Source organism: Microvirga lotononidis (assembly GCF_034627025.1).
GTDB classification, from domain to species: domain Bacteria; phylum Pseudomonadota; class Alphaproteobacteria; order Rhizobiales; family Beijerinckiaceae; genus Microvirga; species Microvirga lotononidis.
In genome coordinates this window covers 670,967-693,045 of the sequence record NZ_CP141048.1, presented here as the reverse complement: position 1 = coordinate 693,045, position 22,079 = coordinate 670,967, and the positions used below count along the sequence as shown (strand labels likewise).

At 64.1% G+C, this 22,079-nt stretch carries 23 protein-coding genes; 10 read left to right on the top strand and 13 right to left on the bottom strand.

Annotated features, from left to right (window positions below):
• Positions 1 to 7: 7 nt before the first annotated feature.
• The 4 genes from U0023_RS03110 (at position 8) to mmsB (ending at position 4,936) form a co-directional block, all read left to right on the top strand.
• A complete protein-coding gene (locus tag U0023_RS03110; protein WP_009763805.1) occupies positions 8 to 781 on the top strand; it encodes a FadR/GntR family transcriptional regulator in 774 nt (257 codons plus the stop codon).
• A gap of 298 nt (positions 782 to 1,079) precedes the next feature.
• Complete coding sequence (gene chvE / locus U0023_RS03105; RefSeq protein ID WP_040638722.1) at positions 1,080 to 2,123, top strand: multiple monosaccharide ABC transporter substrate-binding protein; 1,044 nt, start codon at positions 1,080 to 1,082, stop codon at positions 2,121 to 2,123.
• Between the two features lie 82 nt (positions 2,124 to 2,205).
• The gene (mmsA, locus tag U0023_RS03100; protein WP_009763807.1) at positions 2,206 to 3,735 is read left to right on the top strand and encodes a multiple monosaccharide ABC transporter ATP-binding protein; all 1,530 of its coding nucleotides are present in this window, start codon (positions 2,206 to 2,208) and stop codon (positions 3,733 to 3,735) included.
• A 91-nt stretch (positions 3,736 to 3,826) separates the two neighbouring features.
• Positions 3,827 to 4,936, top strand: a complete 1,110-nt coding sequence (mmsB, locus tag U0023_RS03095) for a multiple monosaccharide ABC transporter permease (RefSeq protein ID WP_407667405.1) — start codon at positions 3,827 to 3,829, stop codon at positions 4,934 to 4,936.
• 86 nt (positions 4,937 to 5,022) lie between these two features.
• On the opposite strand, the gene U0023_RS03090 is transcribed toward mmsB, so the two are convergent.
• Both U0023_RS03090 and U0023_RS03085 read right to left on the bottom strand, forming a co-directional pair.
• Complete coding sequence (locus tag U0023_RS03090; RefSeq protein WP_009763809.1) at positions 5,023 to 5,331, bottom strand: hypothetical protein; 309 nt, start codon at positions 5,329 to 5,331, stop codon at positions 5,023 to 5,025.
• A gap of 270 nt (positions 5,332 to 5,601) precedes the next feature.
• Positions 5,602 to 5,775: a hypothetical protein gene (locus tag U0023_RS03085; protein WP_009763810.1), complete on the bottom strand. Its 174-nt coding sequence runs from the start codon at positions 5,773 to 5,775 to the stop codon at positions 5,602 to 5,604.
• 233 nt (positions 5,776 to 6,008) lie between these two features.
• Between U0023_RS03085 and U0023_RS03080 the strand changes: the two genes are divergently transcribed.
• Positions 6,009 to 6,236, top strand: a complete 228-nt coding sequence (locus tag U0023_RS03080; RefSeq protein WP_009763811.1) for a hypothetical protein — start codon at positions 6,009 to 6,011, stop codon at positions 6,234 to 6,236.
• An 80-nt stretch (positions 6,237 to 6,316) separates the two neighbouring features.
• Here the strand turns inward: U0023_RS03080 and U0023_RS03075 are convergent, their stop codons facing one another.
• The 4 genes from U0023_RS03075 to U0023_RS03060 all read right to left on the bottom strand — a co-directional run bounded on the left by U0023_RS03075 (position 6,317) and on the right by U0023_RS03060 (position 8,727).
• Positions 6,317 to 7,024, bottom strand: coding sequence for an outer membrane protein (locus U0023_RS03075; RefSeq protein ID WP_009763812.1), 708 nt, complete (start codon positions 7,022 to 7,024; stop codon positions 6,317 to 6,319).
• A gap of 295 nt (positions 7,025 to 7,319) precedes the next feature.
• Entirely contained in the window at positions 7,320 to 7,754 is a 435-nt protein-coding gene (locus U0023_RS03070; protein WP_009763813.1) for an NUDIX hydrolase, read from the bottom strand.
• Between the two features lie 62 nt (positions 7,755 to 7,816).
• The gene (locus tag U0023_RS03065; RefSeq protein WP_009763814.1) at positions 7,817 to 8,311 is read right to left on the bottom strand and encodes a phasin family protein; all 495 of its coding nucleotides are present in this window, start codon (positions 8,309 to 8,311) and stop codon (positions 7,817 to 7,819) included.
• A gap of 35 nt (positions 8,312 to 8,346) precedes the next feature.
• Positions 8,347 to 8,727, bottom strand: a complete 381-nt coding sequence (locus tag U0023_RS03060; protein WP_009763815.1) for a phasin — start codon at positions 8,725 to 8,727, stop codon at positions 8,347 to 8,349.
• 200 nt (positions 8,728 to 8,927) lie between these two features.
• Here U0023_RS03060 and U0023_RS03055 point away from each other — a divergent pair, with 200 nt between their 5' ends.
• The 3 genes from U0023_RS03055 to U0023_RS03045 all read left to right on the top strand — a co-directional run bounded on the left by U0023_RS03055 (position 8,928) and on the right by U0023_RS03045 (position 14,878).
• Positions 8,928 to 11,576: a sensor histidine kinase gene (locus U0023_RS03055; RefSeq protein ID WP_009763816.1), complete on the top strand. Its 2,649-nt coding sequence runs from the start codon at positions 8,928 to 8,930 to the stop codon at positions 11,574 to 11,576.
• Entirely contained in the window at positions 11,576 to 12,046 is a 471-nt protein-coding gene (locus tag U0023_RS03050) for a GNAT family N-acetyltransferase (protein ID WP_009763817.1), read from the top strand. Before U0023_RS03055 ends, U0023_RS03050 begins: the two co-directional genes overlap by 1 nt.
• Positions 12,047 to 12,154: 108 nt before the next feature.
• Positions 12,155 to 14,878: a bifunctional acetate--CoA ligase family protein/GNAT family N-acetyltransferase gene (locus U0023_RS03045; protein ID WP_009763818.1), complete on the top strand. Its 2,724-nt coding sequence runs from the start codon at positions 12,155 to 12,157 to the stop codon at positions 14,876 to 14,878.
• 268 nt (positions 14,879 to 15,146) lie between these two features.
• On the opposite strand, the gene bfr is transcribed toward U0023_RS03045, so the two are convergent.
• The 3 genes from bfr to U0023_RS03030 form a co-directional block, all read right to left on the bottom strand.
• Entirely contained in the window at positions 15,147 to 15,632 is a 486-nt protein-coding gene (gene bfr, locus U0023_RS03040; RefSeq protein WP_009763819.1) for a bacterioferritin, read from the bottom strand.
• Between the two features lie 81 nt (positions 15,633 to 15,713).
• A complete protein-coding gene (locus U0023_RS03035) occupies positions 15,714 to 15,971 on the bottom strand; it encodes a (2Fe-2S)-binding protein (protein WP_009763820.1) in 258 nt (85 codons plus the stop codon).
• 118 nt (positions 15,972 to 16,089) lie between these two features.
• Positions 16,090 to 16,659 (bottom strand): putative glycolipid-binding domain-containing protein, encoded by a 570-nt coding sequence (locus U0023_RS03030; protein ID WP_009763821.1) that lies wholly within the window; start codon positions 16,657 to 16,659, stop codon positions 16,090 to 16,092.
• A 175-nt stretch (positions 16,660 to 16,834) separates the two neighbouring features.
• On the opposite strand from U0023_RS03030, the gene U0023_RS03025 reads away from it, so the two are divergent.
• The gene (locus tag U0023_RS03025) at positions 16,835 to 17,242 is read left to right on the top strand and encodes an ester cyclase (protein ID WP_009763822.1); all 408 of its coding nucleotides are present in this window, start codon (positions 16,835 to 16,837) and stop codon (positions 17,240 to 17,242) included.
• Between the two features lie 164 nt (positions 17,243 to 17,406).
• A complete protein-coding gene (locus tag U0023_RS03020) occupies positions 17,407 to 18,648 on the top strand; it encodes an FAD-dependent oxidoreductase (protein ID WP_009763823.1) in 1,242 nt (413 codons plus the stop codon).
• Between the two features lie 70 nt (positions 18,649 to 18,718).
• Here U0023_RS03020 and U0023_RS03015 read toward each other — a convergent pair whose 3' ends face one another.
• The 4 genes from U0023_RS03015 to U0023_RS03000 are packed head-to-tail and all read right to left on the bottom strand — an operon-like array spanning position 18,719 to position 22,013.
• Positions 18,719 to 19,390, bottom strand: a complete 672-nt coding sequence (locus U0023_RS03015) for a LutC/YkgG family protein (protein WP_009763824.1) — start codon at positions 19,388 to 19,390, stop codon at positions 18,719 to 18,721.
• Positions 19,387 to 20,820 (bottom strand): LutB/LldF family L-lactate oxidation iron-sulfur protein, encoded by a 1,434-nt coding sequence (locus tag U0023_RS03010; protein ID WP_009763825.1) that lies wholly within the window; start codon positions 20,818 to 20,820, stop codon positions 19,387 to 19,389. The genes U0023_RS03015 and U0023_RS03010 overlap by 4 nt, the downstream gene beginning before the upstream one ends.
• 9 nt (positions 20,821 to 20,829) lie before the next feature.
• Positions 20,830 to 21,627 carry a (Fe-S)-binding protein gene (locus tag U0023_RS03005; protein ID WP_009763826.1) on the bottom strand — a complete coding sequence of 266 codons (798 nt, stop codon included), beginning with the start codon at positions 21,625 to 21,627 and terminating at the stop codon, positions 20,830 to 20,832.
• Positions 21,624 to 22,013, bottom strand: coding sequence for a c-type cytochrome (locus U0023_RS03000; protein WP_009763827.1), 390 nt, complete (start codon positions 22,011 to 22,013; stop codon positions 21,624 to 21,626). Before U0023_RS03000 ends, U0023_RS03005 begins: the two co-directional genes overlap by 4 nt.
• Positions 22,014 to 22,079 lie beyond the last annotated feature (66 nt).

Here is a 22,079-nt window from a genome sequence, read left to right as displayed (position 1 = left end):
AGGAACGGTGTTGCTGAACGGTGTCCAGAGGCCTGCGAGAGCGCGATCAGCCCATGATCTCGTTGCCCATGGGATCGGCCAGAACATCATGCAGGGCCGCTTCCCCATCGGCAGTACCCTGCCGGGCGACGCGGAGCTGATGGAGCTCTACGGGGTTTCGCGCACGGCGCTCCGGGAGGCGCTGAAGACGTTGGCGGCCAAGGGCCTGATCGAGTCGAAGACGAAGGTCGGCACGAGGGTTCTCGACCGCAACAACTGGAACATGTTCGATGCCGACATCCTCGGATGGCATCTCGAAATGGGCGTCGACGCCCGCTTCCTCGGATGGCTCTTCGAGATCCGGCAGATGCTCGAGCCCCTGGCCTGCGCCACCGCCGCCATGAGGCGGACGCCGGAGCAGCTCGCGGTGATGAGCCGGGCGCTCCAGGCCATGTACCAGTGCGAGACCAGCCGGCAGAGCTTCACGAAGGCCGACCTCGCCTTCCATCAGGCCATCCTGGAAGCCTCCAGCAACCCCTTCCTGCAATCGATCGGCTCCGTCATCGGCGCCGCCCTGGCGACCTCGTTCACGATCAGCTCGCCGGTCTCCAGCGACGACCGCTTCCGCGAGGTGATGCGGCAGCACCAGGCGGTGTTCGACGCCATCGCGGAGGGCGATCCGGCGGCGGCGAGCGAGGCGATGTCGGAGCTGATCCTCCAAGCGGCGGAGCGGGTCCGGATCAAGCATGCGGAGAGTGCGCTGGCGACGTTGCAGATCCACGCCTTCTCGGAAGTGGAGTGACGTCCCGGCGATCCTTCTCCCAGGTGTTCGATCCTCAGCCTTGCTGGAGGGAATAGTATTATAGTATGATTTAATGGCGGGCAGGAGAGGTCTAACACTCGCTTCTATTCGGAGGGGCGGGGCTGTTCTCGGAGGTCATCCTGCCCTTATCATGAGGTCAAAAAGCCGGCCCGAGCGCCCGCCTGTCCGCGCCGAACTCGGTCCTGGAACGAAGAGTGCTGAATATGCGCCGGGCGCGATCATGGCGTTCCGGGCATGGACGAGAGGGAGAACGACCTTGAAGACATTCACGACCACAATGGCGGCCGTGGCTCTTGGAGCCTTTGGCCTCATCGGCGCCGCGCAGGCGCAGGATAAGGGCACGGTCGGCGTGGCCATGCCCACGAAGTCGTCCGCGCGCTGGATCGACGACGGCAACAACATGGTCAAGGTGCTCAAAGAGAAGGGCTACAACGTCGATCTGCAATATGCGGAAGACGACATCCCGAACCAGCTGTCGCAGATCGAGAACATGATCACCAAGGGCTCCAAGGTGCTCGTCATCGCGGCGATCGACGGGACGACGCTCTCCGATGCGCTCCAGCAGGCCGCCGACAAGGGCATCAAGGTCATCGCCTATGACCGCCTGATCCGGAACTCCAAGAACGTCGACTACTACGCCACCTTCGACAACTTCCAGGTGGGTGTGCTCCAGGGCGGCTACATCGAGAAGGCGCTCGGCCTGAAGGAGGGCAAGGGCCCGTTCAACATCGAGCTGTTCGGCGGCTCGCCCGACGACAACAACGCCTACTTCTTCTACAACGGCGCCATGTCCGTGCTCGAACCCTACATCAAGAGCGGCAAGCTCAAGGTGGTCAGCGGCCAGACCGGCATGGACAAGGTCTCGACCCTGCGCTGGGACGGCGCGGTGGCCCAGGCCCGCATGGATAACCTGCTCTCCGCCTACTACACCGACAAGCGCGTCGACGCGGTTCTCTCGCCTTACGACGGCCTGAGCATCGGCATCATCTCGTCGCTCAAGGGCGTGGGCTACGGCACGCCGAAGCAGCCGATGCCGATCATCACCGGCCAGGACGCGGAAGTTCCTTCGATCAAGTCGATCCTCGCCAAGGAGCAGACCTCGACGGTGTTCAAGGACACTCGCGAGCTCGCCAAGGTGACGGTCAACATGGTCGACGCCGTGCTCTCCGGCAAGCAGCCGGAAGTCAACGACACCAAGACCTACGAGAACGGCGTGAAGGTCGTTCCGGCCTACCTGCTGAAGCCGGTCAGCGTCGATGCCTCGAACTGGAAGGAAATTCTGGTGGGCAGCGGCTACTACAAGGAAGACCAGTTCAAGTAGTCGACCGTCTCAAAGATGGACCCTGCGCACCCGCGCAGGGTCCTTGCTCATTTCTGGAAGGCTCCTTGCCTGAGGTCATGCGATGAATGCGATCCTTGAGATGCGCGGGATCACCAAGACTTTCCCGGGCGTGAAGGCGCTGGACAACGTCAACATCACGGTCAAGGCCGGCGAGATCCACGCCCTCGTGGGCGAGAACGGCGCCGGCAAGTCCACGCTGATGAAGGTCCTGAGCGGCGTCTATCCGCATGGTTCCTATTCCGGCGAGATCGTTTACGAGGGCCAGGAGCGGCGCTTCTCGGGCATTGCCGACAGCGAGAAGCTCGGCATCATCATCATCCATCAGGAACTGGCGCTCGTTCCGCTTCTGTCGATTGCCGAGAACATCTTCCTCGGCAACGAGCAGGCCCAATTCGGAATCATCGACTGGTCCGTCGCGTTCGCGAAGACGAAGGAGCTTCTCAAGCTCGTCGGCCTCAAGGAATCGCCCGACGAGCTGATCACCAATCTCGGCGTCGGCAAGCAGCAGCTCGTGGAGATTGCCAAGGCGCTCTCGAAGAAGGTGAAGCTCCTCATCCTGGACGAGCCGACCGCGAGCCTGAACGAGAAGGACAGCGACGCCCTTCTGAACCTGCTGCTCCGGTTCAAGGAGCAGGGCATTTCCTCGATCCTGATCTCGCACAAGCTGAACGAAATCTCGAAGGTCGCCGATTCCATCACCGTCCTGCGCGATGGCGGCACGGTCGAGACGCTCGATTGCCGGGCCGAGACCGTGAGCGAGGACCGCATCATCCGCGGCATGGTGGGCCGCACCATGGAGGACCGCTATCCCAAGCGTGAGCCGAAGATCGGCGAGACCATTTTCCAGGTCGAGAACTGGTCGGCCTATCACCCGCTCCACAGCCAGGTGCAGGTGGTCAAAAATGTCAACCTGCATATCCGGCGCGGTGAGATCGTCGGCATCGCCGGGCTGATGGGGGCAGGGCGGACCGAGTTCGCCATGAGCCTGTTCGGCCGCAGCTACGGCCAGAACATCTCCGGCCGCGTGACCCTGCGCGGCAAGGAGATCGACGTGAGCACGGTGGAGAAGGCCGTCTCCAACGGGATCGCTTACGCCACCGAGGACCGGAAGACCTATGGCCTCGTCCTGGCCGAGGACATTCGCAAGAACGTGACCCTCGCCCATCTCGAGGGCGTCTCGAAGACCTTCGTCATCGACGACATCAAGGAGCTGGCGGTCGCCAACGACTACCGCGCCAAGATGCGGATCCGCTCTTCCAACGTCTTCCAGGAAACGGTGAACCTCTCGGGCGGCAACCAGCAGAAGGTGGTCCTGAGCAAATGGCTCTTCTCGGATCCGGAGATCCTGATCCTGGACGAGCCGACCCGCGGCATCGATGTCGGGGCGAAGTACGAAATCTATACGATCATCAACAGGTTGGCCGATGCCGGCAAGGGCGTCCTCATGATATCATCCGAGATGCCGGAACTGCTCGGCATGTGCGACCGGATATACGTCATGAACGAAGGCTCCCTGATCGCCGAACTCGATATTGCCGAGGCATCACAGGAAAAGATCATGCACGCCATCGTTAAGTCGGGGAGACGCTGAGATGGACACGAGAACCGCTGACGAGATTCAGGTTCCCCAGCAAAAGACGTCGTGGACGGAGTTCGTCAAAACCCATTTCCGCGACTACGGCATGCTGCTGTCGCTGCTGGTCATCATGCTGTTCTTCCAGGTGGTGACGGACGGAACGCTGCTGCGGCCGCTCAACCTGACCAACCTGGTGCTCCAGAACAGCTACATCGTCATCATGGCGCTGGGCATGCTCCTCGTCATCGTGGCGGGCCATATCGACCTCTCGGTCGGCTCCATTGTCGGCTTCGTCGGCGGGCTCGCGGCCATGATGATGGTGCGCTGGGGCTTCGATCCGGTGACGACCACCATCGCGTGCCTGATCGTGGGCGGCATGATCGGTGCGGCGCAGGGGTACTGGGTGGCCTATTTCAAGGTGCCGTCCTTCATCGTCACGCTCGCCGGCATGCTCGTCTTCAAGGGCCTGACCCTGGCGCTGCTCGGAGGCATGTCGGTCGGACCGTTTCCGGTCGGTTTCCAGCGCCTGAGCTCCGGCTTCATCCCGGACGTCTTCGGCGGAGAGGGCTTCAACTACACCGCGTTGTTCCTCGGCGCCGCCAGCGTGGCCGCCATCATCTATTTCAGCTTCCGCAGCCGCGCTAATCAGCTCAAGCACGCGGTCGAGACCGCGCCCTTCGGCCTGTTCCTGTTCAAGAACGCCCTGCTGGCCATTCTCGTCGTCGCATTCTGCTACCTGATGGCGACCTATCGCGGCCTGCCGAACGTCCTGGTCATCATGGCGGTTCTGATCGCGCTCTACGCCTTCGTGACCAACCGGACCACGATCGGCCGCCGCATCTACGCGCTCGGCGGCAACGAGAAGGCGGCCAAGCTGTCGGGCATCAAGACAGAACGCCTGACCTTCCTCACCTTCGTCAACATGGGCGTGTTGGCGGGACTTGCCGGGCTCATCTTCGCCGCCCGCCTCAACACGGCGACGCCGAAGGCGGGCCTCGGCTTCGAACTCGACGTGATCGCGGCCGTGTTCATCGGCGGAGCCTCGGCCACCGGCGGCGTCGGCAAGGTGACGGGAGCCGTCATCGGCGCCTTCGTGATGGGCGTGATGAACAACGGCATGTCGATCCTCGGCATCGGCATCGACTACCAGCAGGTCATCAAGGGCCTCGTCCTGCTCGCAGCCGTCTCCCTCGACGTCTACAACAGGAAAAAATAGGGGAGGCGTCCTGCCGGCCTTCAGACGCACGAACGGCGAGCCTCGGGCCCGCCGTTTTCATTGGAGGGGATCTGGCCCCGTTCCGGTCAATGGGCGGCAGCCGTCAGGCCGGCCGCTTCGGGAACCGGGCTCTTGGTCAAAGTCATCTTGCTGGCGCTGCGGTCGCAGGACACCGTGACGAAGCCGTCGGAGGCGTTGATCCGAACCGTCACCGTATCGTCCGTGCTGACGAGCTTGACCGGTTCCTCGCCCACGTCCTGTGCGGCTTCGTTGATGATCGAGAGACACTCACTGAAAGGCATGGAGGCAATGCGCGTGTCGGCCGCCAGAGCTGCAGAGCCGGCTGCGACGGCACCCAGGGTGCCGAGCATGGTCGCAAGCAAAGTAGAGCGCATTGATCGGTTCTCCCAACGCTCGGACGTCACCACATCCGAGAACGTCCCGCTGTGTCCTGTCACACACGAGGAAGGAACGTCCCTCGCGAGGGGCCGTTCCTCGCCGTCGATGTCGCAGGGAAGGGCCGGACCATCATTGATAAATGTCACATACCCATCGTTAGAGATGTCTGAAGAAGCTTGGCTTTTTCGCTTGCGTGAACGTTGCGCTCATCCTTGTTCGGGGCGCAGCTTCTGCCGCCAAACCGGCGGCTGCTTAGGGGCGATGCACTAGCCGCTCGACTCCTTCTGGTGCCCGGAAATCCGGCGCCCGCGTTGCTCCGCCTGCTCCAAGGCTTCAGCCAGGAGATGGCGGCTCCGCATCAGGGCATCCTCATCCGACATCGCGGCGGTCAATGTCGCGAGGATCTTCTCGGCTTCCGTTTCGTGGCGTGGCTCGGGCATGACAATCTCCATCAAGCTGTGCAGGTGCAACCACCTGATCTCTTCCCGGTTCCTGCGCGACAATCTGGACAGGGGAAGGCAGCATATTTCTGGCGTAATATTGTCCAGCTTGAGCTTCCTTGCTCAAGGGCCTTTCGGACGATGTCTCAGGCCGTCGGTAACGAATTCTTGTTCAGCCTCCCAACATTGCGCGTTCAGACATGATTCATCCCAAGATTGTCAGGGATGGTCCTATGACGACCGGCGGACCAGACCCTTTGAAGGATGCTCTCGATCTCCAGGCTCGGATCAGGGGATTGCAGGCCCTGCTCGAATTGCAGCGCTGGCAGATCGAGGTGCTCAACAACAGACTCTATTCGTCCGAGCCCGGCGGCATCGCCGCGCGGCGCCTGCTGGATCTCAAGCGGAGCGAAGCCGTCAAGGGTGCGTTCGTGGTGCCCAAAGGCGTCAACGATCCCTGACCACGTTTTGGCTGGTGCGATCACGCGAAAAGGCCCGGTGAGGTTACCGGGCCTTCTGCATTGTCGAGGGTGCGGCGTGATCAGTTGAACTTGTAGTTCAGGCCTGCGCGGATGACGCCGAATTCCGCGTCGCGGTTCACGTTCACGCGGCCGCCGAGCACGTAGTTGTCCTTGGTGTCGAGATCGACATAGAGGCCTTCGACCTTGGCGGTGAAGTTGTTGGTGAGGGCGTATTCCACACCGCCGCCCAGGGTCCAGCCCCAGTTGGTCTCGTCGCCGGTGTGATGGCCGAGCACCGGATCGTAGCCGCGGTTGCCGCCGATATCGCCATAGGCGAAGCCGCCCGTGCCGTAGATGAAGGCGCGGTCGAAGGCGACGCCGGCGCGGGCCCGGATCGTGCCGAAGAAGCCGTCGGAGTCGCCGTCATAATACGTGGTGCCGTAGGACGCGCCCTTGTTGCCGACGGCGGCATACTGAAGGTCGGTCTCGACGCCGGCCACGAACATGCCGAACTGGTAATTGTAGCCGGCCTGGGCGCCGCCCACGAAGCCGCCGCCGCGGCTGCCCCGAACCGTGCCGAAGGCCGGATCGTAGTAGCGACTGTCCCCGACGTTCCAGCCGTAGCCGGCGTTCAGACCGGCATAGAAGCCCGTCCAGGTGAAGATCGGAAGCGCATTGTAGGCTGGAGCAGGAGAATAGCGGCTCGGCAGGTCAGCCGCGTGAGCCGTCGAAGCCGCGATGGCGAGAGCCGCAGTGGCCGCGAGAAGTCCAAGAGCAGAGTGACGCATAACTGTATTCCGTGCTTAGCAACAAAAGATCGGATAGGCATTTATTGCCTGTCACGGGTCTAATAAGGGGTGGCGAGAGATTGTTGCAATATGCTTCGATGTAATCAGTCGAAACATGATTGACGGTTTATGAATGTTTACTTTTCATCAACCATGGCGGCTGCGTTCAGCTTGAGGTCAAAGGCTGATTGTGCGCAGATCGCAGCGTGAAGTTTGGCCGTGAGGCCTCAAAGCAAGAGACAGAACTTGGCCTCGCCTTTTTTCAAGGCGGGGCCTTTTTGTCGTTGCCTCGTCGTCAGGGCCGGCCGGGATTCGAAGCCGCGTGAGCCCGTCGGGCAATCACATCCACGTCCGCGCTCATGGCCAGGCGTTCCGGGTCGAGATCAGCAAGGTCGAACCAGCGTGCTTCCAGGGCATCGTCGCCGGCGACGGGCTCGCCCGCGATCCACCGGCATTGCACGGCGATCAGGATGTAGTGCTGCTCCACCGCGCCGGATGGATCCCGCACGAGAACATCGAGGGTGGTGATGACGTCCCGGGCTTCAGCCTCGATCCCGGTCTCCTCCAGAAGCTCCCGGGTCGCGGCGTCCGAGACCGTCTCGCCTAACTCGATCTTCCCGCCGGGAAAGCCCCAAAGGCCCGCATCGGGTGGGTTGGCCCGGCGGACGAGCAAGGTCCGGTCGTCGCGGATGACGACGGCGATGACGGCGGGAACGGGTTTGGGGAACATGGAAAAGGCCCGGCCTGGATGGGCCGAGCCTTAACCGAAAGGTTCGTCGCTGGATAGCTTGTTCAGCGCCCGGAGCGGTGCAGGGCCGATTGCAGGGGCTCCAGGCTCTTGGTGAACCAGAGCGCCGTCGTCTCGGCGATGTCCTTCCATTGTGCCGAGGCGGTCTCATAGGCCTGGCGCGTGGCCTGGCTCTGCGCCTTGAACGCCTCCGGAAGCGGGGAGGGGCTGATCGCCGAGCGCCACAGGTCCAGAGCGGCATGGCGCTGCGTGTTCATGGCGTCGATGATCTTGTCGTTTACTTCCAGGGCACCCTTGGCGGATGCCGCCACGGCCTCGCTCATGGCCTTGCGGAAGACGTCACCCTGCTTCTTGGCGGTCGAGAAGATGGCACCGGCCTCGGCGGGCGCAGCGATCGTCGCAGGCAGCAGAGCGGGCTTCGCTTCCGCCACGGCCTCGATCGTCTCGGCGGCCGGAATGGCTGCCATCTCGACCAGATCGGTGGCCTTCTGCGCTGTCTTTGCTGTCGTCTTGGCTTTGGGCTTCTTCACTTCCGCCATCGTGAGGTCCTCGCAAGGTTTAAGGGAGAAGGAGATTACTTCTTGGAGCCCGGCTGCTTCATGGCCGACTGAGCCAGGGAGCCGAATTCCTTCATCTGGGTCTGCATCGCCTCGAACTGCGTGCGGACGAACTCGGCCTGGATCTGCATGGCTTCCTGCATGTCCTTGGCGCGCACCATTCTCTGCGCGAGGTCGAAGGCGGCGGAGAGGTTCTGCTCGGTATAGGCGAAGGTCTTGCGTGCTGCATCCTTGGCGCTGGCCTGAACGGTGTTCGCCGATCCTTCGAAGGTATCGGCCGTCTTCTGGGCGGCGCTCATGAAACCGTCGATGGCCTTGCGGGCCTGCTCGACGCTCTTCTCGGCGAAGTCGCGCATTTCCGGGGGAACTTCGTAATTTTGGGTCGGATTCGTGGCCATGGGATGCTCCTTGTCGTTCGGTATTTGTGCAGTGCAATATCACATTGTGCGATGCAAAATCAACTCCCTCCTGCTTCGCCCTATTAAGGTTACCTGAAAGTAAAAGGATTCAAGAGTCCTGCCTTGCATGCTTGGCAGTCGATATTAGTCTAGAAGCTCTTCTTGAGTGACTCTCAGATCTTTTACCGCAAAGGCCGTTGATGACGGGTGGTCCCAACCCATTCGAACCGCTGATCTCGCAGCTTGCCACGGAGCCGGGCTTGAGCCTTCTGGCCGAGCCGGGAGCGGGTGTGCTCGTCTGGGATCGGGCCGGGGAGAGGCTCCTCTGGGCATCGCCCGCTGCCGAGAGGCTGAAGGATGCGCTCGCCGATGAAAACGGCCGGATGCTCCCGGGCCTCCGGGCGCGCGATCGGATCAAGGCGTTGGCGGGAGGGCTGGCACCCCGGCAGGGCACTCTGAAAGAGCGCCTGCGGCTCGATCCGTCCCGCCCCTGGCTGCCGGTCTCAACCCTCTGTCGCCTGGCGTCGCTGGAGACCGGCGAGACCGTTCTCGTGACGGCCTTCGCCGGACCCGTGCCGAAAGGGACCACCGCCCCTCGCGTGGTTCGGCCATCGGAACCGCCGAGCATCGAGCTGCCAGTGCCCGTGGAAGGCGATGCCACTCCTTTGCCGGAGCGGCGTTCGGGTCCGGTTCGCTTCATCTGGCACACGGATGCGGCAACTCGTTTCACCGATGTATCACATGATCTCCCCCTGGCTGTGGGAACCATGGCGGGCAATATCGTCGGCCAAACCTGGGAGGAGGTATCGCGGAGCGTCGTTGAGGATCCGCACGAAAGCATCGCAGCCCTGTTTGCCCGCCGCGAGACCTGGAGCGGGCGTACGATCCTCTGGAGCATCGACAATTCCTCGCTGCAGGTTCCGGTCGATTGGGCCGGCATGCCGGTCTTCGGTCCGGACCGGGAACTCATCGGTTTCCGGGGCTTCGGCCTCCTACGCATGGATGCCGTCCAGGAACGGACGATCCCGGACGCGGCGGCCGACCTGATTGCGCAAAGCCTAGTCAACGACGAGACCCTGCCGTTCCGCCCGCCCGAGGAGATGCCGGGCGAGGAGCCTGCGGATTCCGCGCCTTCCGACGAGGAAACATGGTTCTCGAACTTGCGCGACCAAGTGGCCGCGGCGCTGTCCGGCCCCAAGCCGAACGAGCCGGAACCGACCGAGCGCAGCCGCCCCGTCGCGAAGGAGCCTCAAGCATCCGGCCTCTCCAGCACGGAGCGGAATGCCTTCCGTGAAATCGCCCGGGCCCTTGGAGCGCGTCTGGAGGAGGACAAGCCCTCGCCTGAGCAACCGGAGACCGGGGAAGAACTCGGGGCACCGTCCCTGCCGCCGCCGATGGTGCCGTCGGATCACCCTGGCATCCTCGACCGGCTGCCGATCGGGATTCTGGTTCATCGTGGCGAAGTCATCCTCTTCGTCAACCGGTTCCTTCTGGACCTGACCGGGTACGAGGATGTCGAGCAAATCCGGTTGGATGGCGGTCTCGTTCATCTGTTCCGCGGCTCTCCGGCTCTCGGCGGAGCAGGGGGCGAGGATTCCGCCCTCGCGCTGACCACGCAGGCCAACGAGACCATCGCCGTCGCCGTGCGCTCGTCCTCGGCCGAATGGGCCGGCGAACCGGCCGATCTGATGGTCATCCGCAGGGCGACGAGCCTGGAGACGGCACAGCCGCCGGACAACCGCGTCCAGGAGCTGGAAGCGATCCTCGACACGGCCACGGACGGCGTGATCGTGCTCAATGAGACGGGCCGGATCCTCTCGCTCAACCGCTCGGCCGAAGCGCTGTTCGGCTACGACGAGCAGGCGGTGGCAGGCGATGCCATCACGGTTCTCCTGGCGCCGGAGAGCCACATGGTGGCCCTCGATTACCTCGAAAGCCTGCGCTCGCCCGGGATGAGAAGCCTGCTCAACGACGGGCGCGAGGTTGTCGGACGGGAGCGCCAAGGCGGATCGATCCCGCTCTTCATGACCATGGGGCGCCTGGGCGACGGTCCGGACCGGCGCTTCTGCGCGGTTTTGCGCGACATCACGTCCTTCAAGAGGACAGAGGGCGAGCTGATCGGCGCCAAGCACGCGGCCGAGGAGGCGAGCGCCCAGAAGTCCGATCTCCTGGCCACCATCAGCCATGAGATCCGGACGCCCCTGAACGCCATTCTCGGCTTTGCCGAGGTCATGCTCGAGGAGCGTTTCGGGTCCATCGGCAATGACCGTTACAAGGAATACCTCAAGGACATCCACGCATCCGGCTCTCATGTGATCAGCCTGGTGAACGATCTTCTGGATCTCGCCAAGATCGAAGCCGGTCGACTGGAGCTTTCCTTTACGGGGGTGAGCCTGAACGAGCTGGTCTCGTCCTGCGTAACCCTGCTTCAGCCGCAGGCGGCGCGCGACCGCATCGTCATGCGCATGAGCTTCGCCCCCAAGCTTCCGCCTGTGGTGGCGGACGAACGCTCCATGCGTCAGATCGTGCTCAATCTCGTGTCCAACGCCATCAAGTTCACGGATGCAGGCGGGCAGGTCATCGTCTCCACCGCCATGACCGACCGGGGCGAAGTGGCCTTCCGAGTGCGCGATACCGGCATCGGCATGACGCCCGAGGAGGTCGAGGCCGCTCTCGAGCCGTTCCGCCAGCTCGCCACGTCGCGCAGACGCGGCGGCACCGGGCTCGGCTTGCCGCTCACCAAGGCGCTCGTCGAAGCGAACCGGGGTGCCCTTCAGATCGCCAGCCAGCCGAGCGAAGGAACCCTCGTCGAGGTGATCTTCCCGCCGACGCGGGTGATGGCCGAATAGTGTCCCTCTTCGCCCTGCGCCGTGCCGCTCTCTCGGATATGCCGGCTGTCGCGGCCTTGAACCGGCATGTCCGCAGCACCTGCCTGCCTTACCTGCCGGATCTCCATACGCCCGAGGAGGATCTGGCCTTTTTCCGCGACCATGTCTTTCCCACGTCGGAGGTCTGGCTTGCCCATGCCGAGGAGCGGCTGATCGGATTTGCCGGAGCAAGGCTCGATTGGCTCGACCATCTGTATGTCGATCCGGCTTGGCACGGACGCGGTGTCGGGCAGGCTCTACTCTCCGCCGTCCTCAAGGATCGAGCGGAGCTCAATCTCTGGACCTTCCAGGACAATGCGCAGGCTCGCCGCTTCTACGAACGGCAGGGCTTTCGTCTGGTCGCTACGACCGACGGTTCAGGCAACGAGGAACAAATGCCCGATGCCCATTACCGGTGGGTACGCGACCAGTCCTTTGAGAGGCGGCATTAGCGAATCCTGCGGAGCCGGGCTGAGATAGATCAATAGGCTCGACCCCTATTGCGGTTATGAGAGGCCGCAATAGGTTGTCACGTGAATGCCCCGGGACGAAGGATCGCCATGTCTACCTATCGCCTCGACAAGCTCTTCAACCCCCGCTCCATCGCGGTGGTCGGCGCCAGTCCCCGTCCGGGATCTCTCGGCTTGACCTTCCTGCGCAACCTCATTGCGGGCGGCTTCCAGGGCGATCTCTTCGCCGTCAATCCCCATCATGTCGAGATCGAGGGGAGACCCTGCTTCGCCTCCCTGTCGGCGCTCCCCGAAGTGCCCGATCTCGTCGTCGTCGCCGTGCCGCCCGAGCGGGTGCTCGGCGTGGTCGAGGAGGCCGGGGAGGGCGGCGTGAGCGCCGCCATCGTGGCGACGGCGGGCATGGGCTACGGCGAGGGCTCGCTGGGCGAGCAGGTCAGGCTTGCGGCCCGCGCCCATGGCCTGCGCATCGTGGGACCCAACTGCATCGGCGTGCTGGCTCCGCGCGCCAGGATGAATGCGAGCTTTGCGGCCCACAGCGCCAAGCCCGGCGATCTGGCGCTCGTGTCCCAGTCGGGCGCGGTGGCGGCGGGCCTCGTAGAATGGGCGGCGCAGCGGCAGGTGGGGTTTTCCGCCATCGTATCCCTGGGCGACAAGGTCGACGTGGACTTCAGCGATTGCCTGGATTTCTTCTCCGCCGACAGCGGGACCCGGGCGATCCTGCTCTACATCGAGTCCATCGACAACGCGCAGAAATTCATGTCCGCCGCCCGTGCAGCCGCGCGCGTCAAGCCGGTCGTGGTCATCAAGGCCGGGCGCCATGCGCAAGGGGCGAAGGCGGCGGCGACCCACACCGGCGCGCTGGCCGGATCCGACGCGGTCTATGACGCCGCCTTCCGCCGCGCCGGATTGCTGCGTGTGCTCGATCTCGACCAGCTTTTCGCGGCGGCGGAGACGCTCGGGCGGCAGAAGCCGTTCCCTGGCAACCGACTGGCACTTCTTACCAATGGTGGTGGCATCGGGGTTCTCGCCGTCGACCGGCTGATTGATCTGGGCGGCACGCTCGCGACCCTATCCGACAGGACGCGGGAAACCCTCAACGCGATCCTGCCGCCGACCTGGTCCCGGGGGAACCCGATCGACATTGTCGGTGATGCGGAGCCGGGCCGATATGCGGGCGCCCTCGAGGCGCTGCTCGCCGATCCGGACAACGATGCCATTCTCATCCTCAATGTTCCGACGGCCATTGCCGGAGCTTCCAACGTGGCCGCCGCCGTGGTGGATGTGGTCAGGCGCGACCGCGCCCGGGGGTATCGGCAGAAGCCGGTCTTCGCCGCCTGGATCGGCGAGGATCCGGACTCGGCCCGTGTGTTCGATGAGGCGAGGATCCCGAACTTCGCGACCGAGGCCGATGCCGTCCGCGGATTCATCCAGCTCGTGCGCTATCGCGAGGCGCAGGACCAGCTCATGGAGACACCGGACAACCTGCCCCATGACTTCGAGCCGGATCCGGAGGCAGCCCGCGCCGTCGTCGAGCATGTGCTGGCGCAGAACCGCCGCTGGCTCGATCCGCTGGAGGTCGACGCGCTCCTGCGGGCCTACGACATCCCGACCGCACCGGTCATCCTCGCGACGACGCCCGACGAGGCGGCCGAGGCGGCCGGGCCCATCATCGCCGAGGGCGGCACGGTGGCGGTCAAGGTTCTCTCGCCCGATATCGTCCACAAATCGGATATCGGCGGCGTGAAGCTCGACCTGACGACCGAGGAGGCGGTGCGCAAGGCGGCCGCCGAGATCTTCGAGCGCGCCGCCCGCCTGAAGCCGCAGGCGCACGTGACCGGCGTCACCGTCCAGCCCATGGTGCGGCGGGCGAAGGCCCGCGAGCTCATCGTGGGCCTAGCGGACGATCCCTCCTTTGGCCCCGTCGTGCTGTTCGGGCGCGGCGGCACGGCCGTTGAGGTCATCAACGACAAGGCGCTGGCGCTGCCGCCGCTCGACCTGAAGCTCGCCAACGACCTGATCGCCCGCACCCGGGTGTCCCGACGCCTGAAGGCCTACAGGGACGTCCCGGCGGCCGACGAGGGAGCGATTGCCCTGACGCTGGTGAAGCTCGCCCAGATGGCGGCCGACATCCCCGAGATCCGCGAACTCGACATCAACCCGCTGCTCGCCGATCATACCGGCGTGATCGCGGTCGACGCCCGGGTGGCGGTCGCGCCCGAAACCCGGAAGGGCAGCGGCCATCCGCGCTTCGCCGTGCGGCCTTACCCCAAGGAATGGGAGCGCACGATCGCGCTGCGGAATGGGCGGAGCGCTTTCGTCAGGCCCGTGCGGCCGGAGGACGAGGCGGAGTTCCGGCGCTTCTTCGAGCAGATCACGCCGGAGGACCTGCGCCTTCGCTTCTTCGCCCCGGTCCGCGATTTCAGCCACACATTCCTCGCCCGCCTGACGCAGCTCGATTACGCCCGTGCCATCGCGTTCGTCGCCTTCGACGAGAGTACGGGTGAGATGATGGGCGCGGTCCGTCTCCACGCGGATGCCAACCACGAGACCGGAGAATACGGCATTCTCCTTCGCTCGGACCTCAAGGGCCTCGGCCTGGGCTGGGAGCTGATGCGGCTGATGATCGAGTGGGCGAAGGTGGAGGGTTTGCGCGAAATCGAGGGACAGGTGCTGCGCGAGAATTCCACCATGCTCGACATGTGCCGCAATCTCGGCTTCACGATCCGGATCGATCCCGACGACCCCGAATTGCGCCTCGTCACCCTGCCGATCGCCACGATCGAGGAGCCGGGCAAGCTCGCTCAACCGGCATGACAAGAAAAAGCCCGCCTTAGGGGGCGGGCGGTCGACTCTTTTCGGTCGAGTGTGAAATCCTCGCGGAAGTCCCCTCTCACGTCATCACCGGCCTTGTGCCGGTGATCCCGATCCCTTGAAGCGTCGAGCCTCACCTTATCGAGATGGCCGGGACAAGCCCGGCCATGACGTGGAGAGTGTTATTCCCTTGGGAATGACACTCCGTCTCTTCTATCGAGGTTGCAGCTCCGTCGTTGCGCGGAGAGAGCTCGCGCCTCGGATCCAACGCTCACTCGTCGTCCTTGACCCCGCCGATATGCTTCTGGGCGTAGAGCTCAATGCCGACCTGCTCGACGAGGTTCAGCTGGGTTTCCAGGAAGTCGATATGGCCTTCCTCGTCGGCCATCAGCTCCTCGAACAGGTTCTTCGAGACGCGGTCGCCGATGCTGTCGCAATAGGCGGCGGCCTCGCCGTAGAGGTTGCGCGCGTCGTATTCCGCCGCGAGGTCGGATTCAAGGATCTCCTGGATGTTCTGGCCGATGCGCAGGGGATCGAGCACCTGCAGGTTGGCGAAGCCCTCGAGGAAGATGATCCGCTCGATGAAGCGGTCCGCATGGTGCATCTCTTCGATGGATTCCTTGCGCCAGGCTTTCGCAAGCTCCTTGTATCCCCAATCGTCCAGGAGCCGGTAATGCAGCCAATACTGGTTGACCGCCGTCAGCTCGCTGCGCAGGCCGCGATTGAGATACTCGATTACCCTGGGATCACCCTTCATCCTACCCTCTCGTCCACTCGGCACTGGGCGCGCCGGAACCTTCCTTAGAGGATTTAGCAACTAGGGTGAAAGTCCTTTTGTTCAAAGGGTGGGCTCGGCGGCGGCCTTTTCGAGCACGGTCGGGCAGCAGCCGCGAGTGCAGGCCGCGATCGGCTCCACACCCGCATCGGCCAGGGCCTGATCCATGATGGCACGGATCGTCCGTGCGCAGCGCCCGCAATTGGGGCTGCAGCCGAGACACCGATAGACCTGCGCCGGAGTGCGCGGACATTCCGGTCCCGGCTTGAGGCAGGCTTTGACATCACCGTCGGAGAGGATGTTGCAGGAACAGACGATCATTTGTTGTTCTAGTTTAGAATTACTAAAAACTACCTGTGATATCAAAGACTTAAACGAAAATGGAACGGAGCGCCAGTATGGTCGCCTGTGCCCGGATGTCACGGTAGCGGCGTCGTGATCATCCCAGGCGCTTGAACAGGCCGGGATAGTCCAGGACGAAGCCGTCTTCGTCCACGGGCAGGTCGGCGGTGAACCCGCTCTCCAGGCTCTCGAAACGATAGCGCGCGCCTGCATCGAGGGCCGTGTAGCGCTGGTTGGCCGGCGTGACGATCAGGTCGGGAACCGCGATGTAGCAGAGGCGGATGTCCGTGCTCTCGCCCGTCTCCAGGTCGAGGCGCCGGATGGGCAGGGTGTTGGTGAGCGGCGTCGCCCGGATGTCGACGTCGATGCAGCCCTGGAGGTCAGGTCGAAGTTTGCCGTTCTCCTGCCAGGAGCCTTGCCCGTTGCTTTCCAGATGCAGCACATGCCCGGCCGTGGTTCTGAGGATCACGTCCTTGGTGCGCCACAGGGCGTCGAGCCTGAGGCGATAGGAGAGCCCGAACTCGGTCTCCTCTTCCTGGGCGATCACGACGCCCGAGATGGCAAGTCCGCCATCGGCGGGCCGCACGTCCACATGCTCCATGCCCGCTTGGCAGCCGCCCCAGGCCGACCAGCGAATGGTGCGAAAGATCAGTGTCGGGATGGACATGCCGGGCCTCCAAGCATCACGGCGTTCATGCTGGGCGATTATGGCTGAGCTGGAGAGCTTGTCGAATCGAGTGCTGTGCCGGGGGCAGGTAGGGATGCCACTATCGACTTGACGGCAGGATTCGCCATCGTCCTACTTCACACCGGAGGCCTTGGTCAGCACAAGGATCGTCGCCGTGAGTCGAACCGAACTCTCCGAGATCTATCAAGCCTATATCGATTGTCTGAACGCGCAGGACTGGCCGAAGCTGGAGCAGTTCGTTCATGACGATGTCCATTACAATGATCGGCTGGTGGGGCTCTCGGGCTATCGCGAGATGCTGGAGAGAGACTTTTCAGAAATTCCCGATCTCCGCTTCCACATTCAGAGACTCGTTTCCGATCCGCCCTGCATTGCGAGCCGATTGAGCTTCGACTGTACGCCGAAGGGGACGTTCCTGGGCCTTCCCGTGAATGGAACGAGGGTCTCCTTCACCGAGAATGTCTTCTATGAATTTCGGGGCGACAGGATCAGGAGCGTCTGGTCGATCATCGACAGGGCGGCCATCGAAGCGGCATTGGATATCAAGAACCACCGGTCTTAACCTGCGCCTCTTGGATATCGTCCGGCTTCGTGCCGGCTTCCCATGGCGAGCTTTGCAGCGGAAACGCTGGAGGTTATGATGCATCTGCGTCGCGGGAGGGGCGCCTTCGACGCGACAATCATCCTGTCCTTATGGGATAGCGGTACCTGTGGGAGGACGTTTCGATGACCTCCGATACCGATTGCCTCGACGTTGCCGTCGTTGGTGGCGGATGGGCCGGCCTCGGCGTGAGCTACTATCTGGCTCAAGCCGGACTGCGGCATTGCGTGCTGGAGCGAAGCCGGATCGGCGAGACCTGGCGCACGCAACGCTGGGATAGTTTTCGCCTGAACACCCCCAACTGGGCCTCGATGATGCCCGGCGACCAGTACGACGGTCCCGATCCGGACGGATTCATGACGCGCGACGCGTTCGTTGCGCTCCTCGAGGACTTTGCCGCGCGAAACCGCTTGCCGGTCGAAACGCTGACTCCTGTCGCTGATCTCTCCTTCCATGGGGGCCACGAGAGGTTTCGTCTCGAAACCTCTCGTGGCCCGCGATGGGCGCGCAATGTCGTGATCGCAAGCGGCAACCTGAACCGCCCGCGTCGCCCGAAGGTGGCCGCCGGCCTGCCCGCGGGCCTCCTGCAACTCGACGCGTCGGACTATCGAAACCCTGCATCGCTTCCGGCGGGCGCCGTCTTGGTCGTCGGCAGCGCACAATGCGGCGGCCAGATCGCCGAGGACCTTGTGCAGGCCGGTCGCAGGGTCTTCCTCGCCACGGGCCGGGTCGGGCGTGGGGCGCGCCGCTACCGGGGTTACGATATCGTCTTCTGGTTTACGCGCAGCGGCCTCTTCGATGTCCCGCGCAAGGACTTCGTCGATTCTTCGGGCTATATCATGGGACGGCCGCTCCTCGGTGCCGGCCGCACCCTCAGCCTGCAATCGCTCAGTGCACAGGGAGTCGTTCTTCTCGGGCGCCTGGTTGGGATCGAGGACGGATGCCTGACCTTCGCGGGCGATCTCGCGGAGAATGTCCGCTTCGGGGACGAGGTGTCGGCGAGAGTCAAGCGCTCCATCGACGCCTACATCGCAGCCAACGGCATCGATGCGCCTGCGGCGGACGACGATCCTGCCGAGACGGTCGCCCCGAGCCTCCCGGATCCGCCCATCCTCTCACTCGATCCGGCAGAGGACGGCATTGCTGCGCTGATCTGGTGCACCGGGTTCGAGGGGGACTTCGAATGGGTGCGGGTGCCGGGTGTGCTCGACGCACGCGGCCAGCCGGCGCACGAGGAGGGTGTCACGGCGCAGCCCGGCCTCTATTTCGCGGGCCTGGACTTCGGCTCCACCCGGAACTCCGGGACCCTCCTGTCGCTCGTCAAAGAGGCGCACCAATTGGTCAGCCATCTCCTGGCGCGCCATTGAATCGCTGAAAGCGGCTCCTCCCTCTCCCGCCCGGCAGAGGGAGCCTATCGTTCATCGTTCGAGCTTGCCTTCAATTCCGTACCACCACGACATGCAGCCGACGGGGCCCGTGGGCGCCGAGCAGCAGGGTCTGTTCGATGTCGCCGGAGCGGGACGGGCCTGTGATGAAGTTCACCGTGCGGGGCATGGCGCCCTTGCCGTAGGCGAAGCGCACCCGGTTCCAGACGGTTTCGTAATCGCCCGCGATGTCCTTGGCCGAGACCACGATGATGTGGTTGTCGGGCAGGAAGTTGAGAGTAGAGGGGTTCTCGTGCCCCGACACCATGGCGAGCGTGCCGGATTCGGCGATGGCCCCGAAGGCGTGGCTCACCGCGTTGAGGTCCCGGCCCCCGCTCGGCCCATGGGCGATGTCGAGCGCGGTCTCCGACCACGGCATGGCCTGAAGGCGCGGATCGTCGCCCATGCGCAGGGTGGCGGGCAGGTTGTGGTTCCGCAGGAAGAGCGCGATGGATTGCGGCACCTCCGCCGGGGAGGCGACTTCCGTCACCGTGGCGAGCGAGATCTCGACCATGGTCTTGAAGAGCGCGATCCGCTCCTCGCCGGAGACCTGCCCGCGCTGGGGAATGACGCCCTTGGGCGAGCGTTCCAGGCGGTCCGCCACGATCTGGTGGCGGATCTTCTCCGTGCCGTTGACGCCGAGGGAGCGGCGGATATTGGCGAAGATGTCGTCGCGGGCGCTCATGCGGCGGCTCCCTTGCGCTCGCGCTTCCAGCGCTGTTGGAAGGTCTCGCCCTGCGGCGCGGGGAAGTCGCGGTACTTGGTCCAACCCTTGGCCATGGGCAGCCAGGAGAAGCGTCCGCGCTGACGGCCCGCGAGAGAAAGCGCCCCCATGGCGACGCGGGTCGCGAACCGATAGAGGGCGGGGCGCTTGGCGAAGAAGCCCCAGAATTGGAGGCCCGACCGCACGGTCGCCGGCGTCAGGTGCCGCTCGAACTCGCGCTCGCGCCAGTGGCGCATGAGCTTGGGCAGGGGGATGCGCACCGGGCACACGCTCTCGCAACGCCCGCAGAAGGTGGAGGCGTTGGGCAGGTGGCCCGCCTTGTCGACGCCGATGAGGGACGGCGTGAGCACCGCGCCCATGGGCCCCGGATAGACCCAGCCATAGGCGTGTCCGCCGACCGCGTGATAGACCGGGCAATGGTTCATGCAGGCGCCGCAGCGGATGCAGCGCAGCATCTCCTCGAAGCTCGTGCCGAGCATGGAGGAGCGGCCGTTGTCGATGAGAACCACATGGTAGTTCTCAGGCCCGTCCGCATCGGTGCTGCGGCGCGGGCCCGTGGAGAAGGTGGTGTAGACCGACATCTCCTGGCCAGTCGCCGAGCGAGCGAGGACGCGCAGGAGCTGGCTCACGTCCTCGAGCGTCGGAACGAGCTTTTCCAGCGATGCGAGCACGATATGGGTCTTCGGCAGGATCTGCGTGAGATCGCCGTTGCCCTCGTTCGTCACGATGATCGACGTGCCGGTCTCGGCCACCAGGAAATTGGCCCCGGTGATGCCCACGTCGGCCGCGAGGAAGCGCTCGCGCAGGACGGCGCGCGCCTCGGTGAGAAGCTGGACGGGCTCCGAGAGATCGCGCTTGGCGTCGAGATGCGTGTGGACGCGCCGGAAATCCTCCTCGACCTGGGTGGCGTTGAGGTGGACGGCGGGCGCGATGATGTGGCTCGGCAGCTCGTTGCGGAGTTGGATGATGTACTCGCCGAGATCGGTCTCGACGGGCCGGATGCCGTTCGCCTCCAGGTGATGGTTGATCCCGATCTCCTCCGAGATCATGGACTTGCCCTTCGTCACCGTCCTGGCGCCGGCCTCGCGGCAGATGGTCAGGATGATGTCGCGGGCCTCATCGGCGTTGCGGGCGAAATGCACGTGCCCGCCGGAGGCCTTCACCTTCTCCTCGTAGGCTTCGAGGTAGAGGTCGAGATGCTCCAGGGTGTGGTTCTTGATATCCCGCGCCGCATCCCGCAGCGCCTCGAATTCCGGCAGCTTGTCTGCGGCCGCTTTCCGCTTGTCGATGAAGCCCTGCTTCACGTTGCCGAGCGCCTTCTGCAGCTGGTCGTCGCTCAGCGCCCGTGCGGCATTCTGCTTGAATTGGGGAGACGTGGAATGAACGGTCATGATCGACTTTTACTTGGCGGCCGCAGGTTTGGCGACACCGATCGCCGGTTCGTCCGTCATGCCGGCCAGAACCTCCGCCACGTGGCGGACCTGGATCGGCTTGCCGTCGCGGGTGAGCTTGCCGGCCATGTTCATGAGGCAGCCGAGATCGCCCGCGAGTAGGGTCGGCGCGTGGGCTTCCTCGATGTTCCTGGCCTTGGCATCGACGATCGCGCCCGAGATGTCGCTGTACTTGACCGCGAAGGTGCCGCCGAAGCCGCAGCAGACGTCGCTGTCCTTCATCTCGACGAGGGTCAGGCCCTCGACGCTGGAAAGAAGCCGGCGCGGCTGGGTCTTGACGCCCAGTTCCCGGAGGCCCGAGCAGGAATCGTGGTAGGTCACAGTTCCGTCGAACGAGGCCTCGACCCTCGTGACCCCGAGCACGTCGACCAGGAAGCTCGTCAGCTCGTAGGTCTTGGCCGCCAGCGCATCGGCCTTGGCGCGCCAGTTCGGATCTTCCTCGAAGAGTTCAGGATAGTGGGCCTTGAGGGTTCCGGCGCAGGAGCCCGAGGGGGCGACCACGTAATCGTAGTCGTGGAAGGCCTCGATCACCTGCATGGCAAGATCCCGCGTCGTGCCGCGGTCGCCCGAATTGTAGGCGGGCTGGCCGCAGCAGGTCTGGACGGGCACGTCGACGGCGCAGCCGGCCTCTTCCAGGAGCTTGACGGCGGCGAAGCCCACGGAGGGGCGCATCAGGTCGACCAGGCAGGTGACGAACAGGCCGACCCGGGGTTTCACGGGCCGGCCTTCAGGGGGAAGAACGCTCATTGGGTGACCTTCTGGCCCTGAGCGTCGAACTGTTTTAGATAGGCCACGAGGTCGTTGACCTTCTGCTCGTCCTTAACGCCGGCGAAGATCATTTTGGTGCCCGGGATCTTGGCCTTCGGATCCTTGATGTATTCCCGGAACGTGGCCTCGTCCCAGGTAAGGCCGGAATTCTTGTTGGCCGGGGAGTAATTGTAGCCTTCGACCGAACCCGAATGGCGCCCGATGACACCGTTCAGGACCGGGCCCACGGCGTTCTTCGCGTTCGGACCGATCTGGTGGCAGGCCCGGCATTGCGTGAACACCTTCTCGCCGGCGGCCGCGTCCTGGGCCTGGGCGGAACCGAGCCCGGCGAGAAGCAGGGCGGCGGAAAGAACGAAGGAACGCATCAAAAACTCCTTTGCTGGGCCCCTGGCCCATCCTAGAGACATTCTACATTATTGGAAAACGCCATC

Coding starts and splice junctions, on each gene's coding strand:
- chvE (WP_040638722.1), top strand. CDS start 1,080: ATGGCGGCCGTGGCTCTTGGAGCCTTTGGCCTCATCGGCGCCGCGCAG.
- mmsA (WP_009763807.1), top strand. CDS start 2,206: ATGAATGCGATCCTTGAGATGCGCGGGATCACCAAGACTTTCCCGGGC.
- mmsB (WP_407667405.1), top strand. CDS start 3,827: ATGCTGCTGTCGCTGCTGGTCATCATGCTGTTCTTCCAGGTGGTGACG.
- U0023_RS03090 (WP_009763809.1), bottom strand. CDS start 5,331: ATGCGCTCTACTTTGCTTGCGACCATGCTCGGCACCCTGGGTGCCGTC.
- U0023_RS03085 (WP_009763810.1), bottom strand. CDS start 5,775: ATGCCCGAGCCACGCCACGAAACGGAAGCCGAGAAGATCCTCGCGACA.
- U0023_RS03080 (WP_009763811.1), top strand. CDS start 6,009: ATGACGACCGGCGGACCAGACCCTTTGAAGGATGCTCTCGATCTCCAG.
- U0023_RS03075 (WP_009763812.1), bottom strand. CDS start 7,024: ATGCGTCACTCTGCTCTTGGACTTCTCGCGGCCACTGCGGCTCTCGCC.
- U0023_RS03070 (WP_009763813.1), bottom strand. CDS start 7,754: ATGTTCCCCAAACCCGTTCCCGCCGTCATCGCCGTCGTCATCCGCGAC.
- U0023_RS03065 (WP_009763814.1), bottom strand. CDS start 8,311: ATGGCGGAAGTGAAGAAGCCCAAAGCCAAGACGACAGCAAAGACAGCG.
- U0023_RS03060 (WP_009763815.1), bottom strand. CDS start 8,727: ATGGCCACGAATCCGACCCAAAATTACGAAGTTCCCCCGGAAATGCGC.
- U0023_RS03055 (WP_009763816.1), top strand. CDS start 8,928: ATGACGGGTGGTCCCAACCCATTCGAACCGCTGATCTCGCAGCTTGCC.
- U0023_RS03045 (WP_009763818.1), top strand. CDS start 12,155: ATGTCTACCTATCGCCTCGACAAGCTCTTCAACCCCCGCTCCATCGCG.
- bfr (WP_009763819.1), bottom strand. CDS start 15,632: ATGAAGGGTGATCCCAGGGTAATCGAGTATCTCAATCGCGGCCTGCGC.
- U0023_RS03035 (WP_009763820.1), bottom strand. CDS start 15,971: ATGATCGTCTGTTCCTGCAACATCCTCTCCGACGGTGATGTCAAAGCC.
- U0023_RS03030 (WP_009763821.1), bottom strand. CDS start 16,659: ATGTCCATCCCGACACTGATCTTTCGCACCATTCGCTGGTCGGCCTGG.
- U0023_RS03020 (WP_009763823.1), top strand. CDS start 17,407: ATGACCTCCGATACCGATTGCCTCGACGTTGCCGTCGTTGGTGGCGGA.
- U0023_RS03015 (WP_009763824.1), bottom strand. CDS start 19,390: ATGAGCGCCCGCGACGACATCTTCGCCAATATCCGCCGCTCCCTCGGC.
- U0023_RS03010 (WP_009763825.1), bottom strand. CDS start 20,820: ATGACCGTTCATTCCACGTCTCCCCAATTCAAGCAGAATGCCGCACGG.
- U0023_RS03005 (WP_009763826.1), bottom strand. CDS start 21,627: ATGAGCGTTCTTCCCCCTGAAGGCCGGCCCGTGAAACCCCGGGTCGGC.
- U0023_RS03000 (WP_009763827.1), bottom strand. CDS start 22,013: ATGCGTTCCTTCGTTCTTTCCGCCGCCCTGCTTCTCGCCGGGCTCGGT.